Genomic DNA, 3756 nt, shown 5'->3' with positions numbered 1-3756 from the left:
GCCTGCTCGGCCTCGGCCAGCTGCGCCGCGGCGGCGCGCAGCTGCGCCTGCTGGGTGCTGGCATCGAGCCGCGCCACCACCGCGCCCGCCTCCAGCATCTGCCCTTCCTCGATGGCGAGGCTGGCGACGCGGCCGGCGATCTTGCTGGCGATGTCGATCTGCTCGGCCTCGATTCGGCCATTCACCGCGACGATGAAGGGCGGCAGGGCGGGCTCGGCGGCGAAATACCGCCAGCCCGCCCAGGCCGCGCCCGTCACCACCGCCAGCGCCGCCACGCCCCAGATCCAGCCCCGCCTCGCCACGGCCACTCTCCCCTTGCCTGCCACCGGCCCGCGCCGGGCCGCTCCGCCCGGCTGTAGCGCCCTGGGCCCCACCCGGCCTTGATACAGGGCAAGCCCGGCCGCGCGGCGTCACGCCGGCGCGACGGTGGCCCCGAAGGCCACGGATCGCCCACCCCGGCCCACCGCAGGGCAGCACCGCCGGAAAAGCCGGCAGGCAGGAGCTGACAGGATGCCGCCTCCTGTGCTTCATGGGGCCTCCTAGCGCCCGGCAGCCTCCGCCCCGGCGGCGGATCGGTCCGGCCCCGGGGCATGCTTCCCCGCCCAGGATCGCCCCGTCCCGCGCGTTGCACCGCGGTCCGACCACACACGGAGAGGATAAGCCCATGTTCACGCTCGAGATCGGTGGCCGCGCCATCGCGGTGATCGGCACCGATGAGGAGGATGCCCGCGACCTGGTGGCCAACCCCTCCTTCCGCGAGGATCTGCAGCGGCTGCTGAGCGACGACCAGCCGCTGTGGGACGGCCAGGCCGAGCTGGTGCTGCGCCCGGCCAATGAGGACGAGATCGCCGAGTTCGACGAGAGCGAGGACGAGCCGGAGGCCGAGGCCGGCGACGAGGAAGAGGACGAGGAGGACGAGGAGGACGGCGCCGTGGTGCTGTTCCTGGTCCCGATCATGGACCCGGACGAGGAGGAGGATGAGGACGAGGCCTGAGCCATAGGCTCCGGCCCCGCTTCCCGCCTATAGTCCGAGGAACGCCCCGCCCCTGGCGGGGCGTTCTGCGTTCGGGGTGGCGGCTTGTCGGGAGGCTGGGCGATGCGGCGAGAGGGCGGAACCATGCGGGACACGCCGCGCCGCCCGCCGCTGCTGCCGCGCCGGCCCTTCGCGCATCTCAGCGAGCGGCGCTTCGGCCTGGCGCTGGCCTTCGTCGCCGGCGCGATCAATGCCGGCGGGCTGATGCTGGTCGGCCACTACACCTCGCACATGTCGGGCTATGTCTCGGCCCTGGCCGATGACCTGGCGCTCGGCGCCTTCGCCGCGGTGATGGCCGGGCTGGCGGCGCTGCTGCCCTTCCTGGGCGGCGCCGCCCTGTCCGCCATGCTGATCAACTGGGGCAGGCGGCGCGGCCATGCCAGCCCCTACGCCCTGCCGCTGCGGCTGGAGGCGGCGCTGCTGCTGGGCTTCGGCCTGCTCGGCGCCGCCTTCCAGGGCGCCGCGCTGGTGGTGGTGCCGGCGGTGCCGCTGCTCTGCTTCCTGATGGGGCTGCAGAACGCCACCATCACCAAGATCTCCGGCGCGCGCATCCGCACCACCCATGTCACCGGCATCGTCACCGATCTGGGCATCGAGCTGGGCAAGCTGGCCTATTGGAACCGGCTGGGCGGGCCGCAGGACGCGCTGTTCGTGCGCGCCGACCGCGCCAAGATCCGGCTGCTGGCCGGGCTGCTGGGCGGCTTCTTCCTGGGCGGGCTGCTGGGCGCGCTGGGCTTCGGGCATCTGGGCTTCGCCTCCTGCCTGCCGCTGGCGGCGCTGCTGCTGTGGCTGGCAGAGACGCGAATCCTGCCGGGCAGCTGACAGAAATCCATGCAAATACCTGTTTTTTCGATCTTCCCCGCACAGCCTTGTGACCAAGGTCCAATGCCTGGCCACGCCGCATGACCAAAGTCCAAGACCTGGCCGCCCTCCCTCCGGCGGCGCCGGTGGTGACCAAGGTCCAACCTCCCCGCGCCCGCCGCGGCCCGGCGTGGGACCACCGGGCAAGACCAAGGTCCAAGCGCCGCGCCATGGGCGGCGGCGGCCCGCGACTCCGGCCGGAGCGCCCCCCCCTGTGACCAAGGTCCAACCCCGCGCGACCTCGGACGCCGGGGTGGCGGGCGGCGCGGTGGACGGGCTGGCGCGAGTCGTTGTCCACCGCCGGGCAACCGCCGCTCCTGGACCTTGGTCAGGCGGATTTGGACCCTGGTCAGCGGCGGCTTTTGGCCGTCACAGTGGAATCAGGCACTTGCCGGTTTCATCCCCTTGGACCTGGGTCACACAGCAAATATCCAAGAAAACCAAATATCCTTCCAACTAGCCCGCTGACCAAAGTCCAAGCTGCCAGCGCCGCCGCCTCTGGGCTAATCGGAGACAGGCTTCGGCATGGGGAGTGAAGTCATGGAGGAGGTCCGCTCCGCGCGTCGCCTGGTCGAGGAGCATGGCAGGCTTGGCGCCATCGCCCGGCACGATGACCGGCGGCTGGTCGAGATCATCGCCTCCTACGGGGCCGACGAGGAGGTCGGCATCCCCAACTTCCTCTATTCCGGCTGGTGCATGACCGCGCTGCCGCACAGCCGCATCGCCGACGACAAGGCCTGGCGGCTGGAGAACGGCAATGTGGTGCTGCTGGTCGAGCCCGGCCGCCGCGCCCTGCCCGGCGAGGCCGATGAGTGGATCGGCGTCCCCTTCGGCCCGACCGCGCGGCTGATCATGATCTACCTGCAATCCGAGGCGCTGCGCACCAACAGCCGCAACATCGAGCTTGGCCGCTCGATGAACGAGTGGTTCGGCCGCATGGACAAGAAGGCCGGCGGCAAGAGCTACAAGCTGGTGCGCCAGCAGGCCGAGCGCATCGCCAGCTGCCGCTTCAGCTTCCATGCCGAGCGCGACGGGGTGCGTGCCATCCGCAACCAGTCGATCGTCGACGAGGGGCTGCTCTTCCTCGACGGGCGCGAGCAGGACAGCCGGCAGCAGAGCCTGTTCCAGGAGGGCGTCGTGCTGTCGGAGAGCTTCTTCCGCTCGCTGAAGGAGCACGCCGTGCCGGTGGAGGAGCGGGCGATCCGCCACATCTCCAACTCCTCCATGGCGATCGACACCTATTGCTGGCTGGCCTACCGGCTGCACTCGCTGAAGCGGCCGACGCCGATCTCCTGGGCGGCGCTGCACAGCCAGTTCGGCTCGGGATACGGGCAGGTGGCGGCGTTCAAGCGCGCCTTCCTCAGCAAGATCCTGCCCTCCGCCCTCGCGGTCTATCCGGAGGCAGGGGAGCGCGGGGTCGAGGTCTCGGACACAGGCCTGATCCTGAAGCCGACCCGTCCCCCCATCCTCAGCCGCAACGCGGCCTGACCCGCCCGGTGAACCGCGCCGCATGCCCAGGGTCCAAACCCTGGCGCCGCGTTCCACAACCCAGAGTGGCAGTGGCGCGACGGGTTCCATTGACGATCATCATGGATCAGGCGATGCTTGCGCATGCGTTTGCACGGCGCATGACCTCCCCGACGGTTGATTCCTTTCACGACCGACCGGTTTCAATCCCTTGGCACTGCGCGATTTGGCGGCCAGGACCGACAGCGCCCGAACAGCACAGCGGAAAAACGATCCGAATCCGGATTGATTAACAATCCCGCAGCATTCTTCGTCCCCTGTTCGGGCATGCCCTCCGCGTCCCGCCTCGCCGCCGCGATCGCCGCCCTGCGCGCCCGCTCCGCGGCGCGGCTGCG

Annotated in this window: 4 protein-coding genes and 1 pseudogene; 4 read left to right on the top strand and 1 reads right to left on the bottom strand. The window is 70.6% G+C overall.

Annotated features, from left to right (window positions below):
* Positions 1–302, bottom strand: a pseudogene (locus HMPREF0731_RS16710) (efflux transporter periplasmic adaptor subunit); the annotation flags it as partial.
* Positions 303–664: 362 nt separating this feature from the next.
* Here HMPREF0731_RS16710 and HMPREF0731_RS16705 point away from each other — a divergent pair.
* From HMPREF0731_RS16705 to HMPREF0731_RS25960, 4 genes are all read left to right on the top strand, one after another.
* Positions 665–994 (top strand): hypothetical protein, encoded by a 330-nt coding sequence (locus HMPREF0731_RS16705; RefSeq protein WP_007005355.1) that lies wholly within the window; start codon positions 665–667, stop codon positions 992–994.
* Positions 995–1117: 123 nt separating this feature from the next.
* The gene (locus tag HMPREF0731_RS16700) at positions 1118–1855 is read left to right on the top strand and encodes a YoaK family protein (protein ID WP_007005354.1); all 738 of its coding nucleotides are present in this window, start codon (positions 1118–1120) and stop codon (positions 1853–1855) included.
* A 564-nt stretch (positions 1856–2419) separates the two neighbouring features.
* Complete coding sequence (locus HMPREF0731_RS16695) at positions 2420–3382, top strand: replication protein RepA (RefSeq protein ID WP_007005353.1); 963 nt, start codon at positions 2420–2422, stop codon at positions 3380–3382.
* A gap of 156 nt (positions 3383–3538) precedes the next feature.
* Positions 3539–3756, top strand: a 218-nt coding sequence (locus tag HMPREF0731_RS25960; RefSeq protein WP_211207948.1) for a hypothetical protein, incomplete at its 3' end; no start/stop codon positions are given.

Source organism: Pseudoroseomonas cervicalis ATCC 49957 (assembly GCF_000164635.1).
GTDB classification, from domain to species: domain Bacteria; phylum Pseudomonadota; class Alphaproteobacteria; order Acetobacterales; family Acetobacteraceae; genus Pseudoroseomonas; species Pseudoroseomonas cervicalis.
The sequence above is the reverse complement of the archived record's forward strand: the minus strand, read 5'-3'. Positions and strand labels throughout refer to the sequence as shown.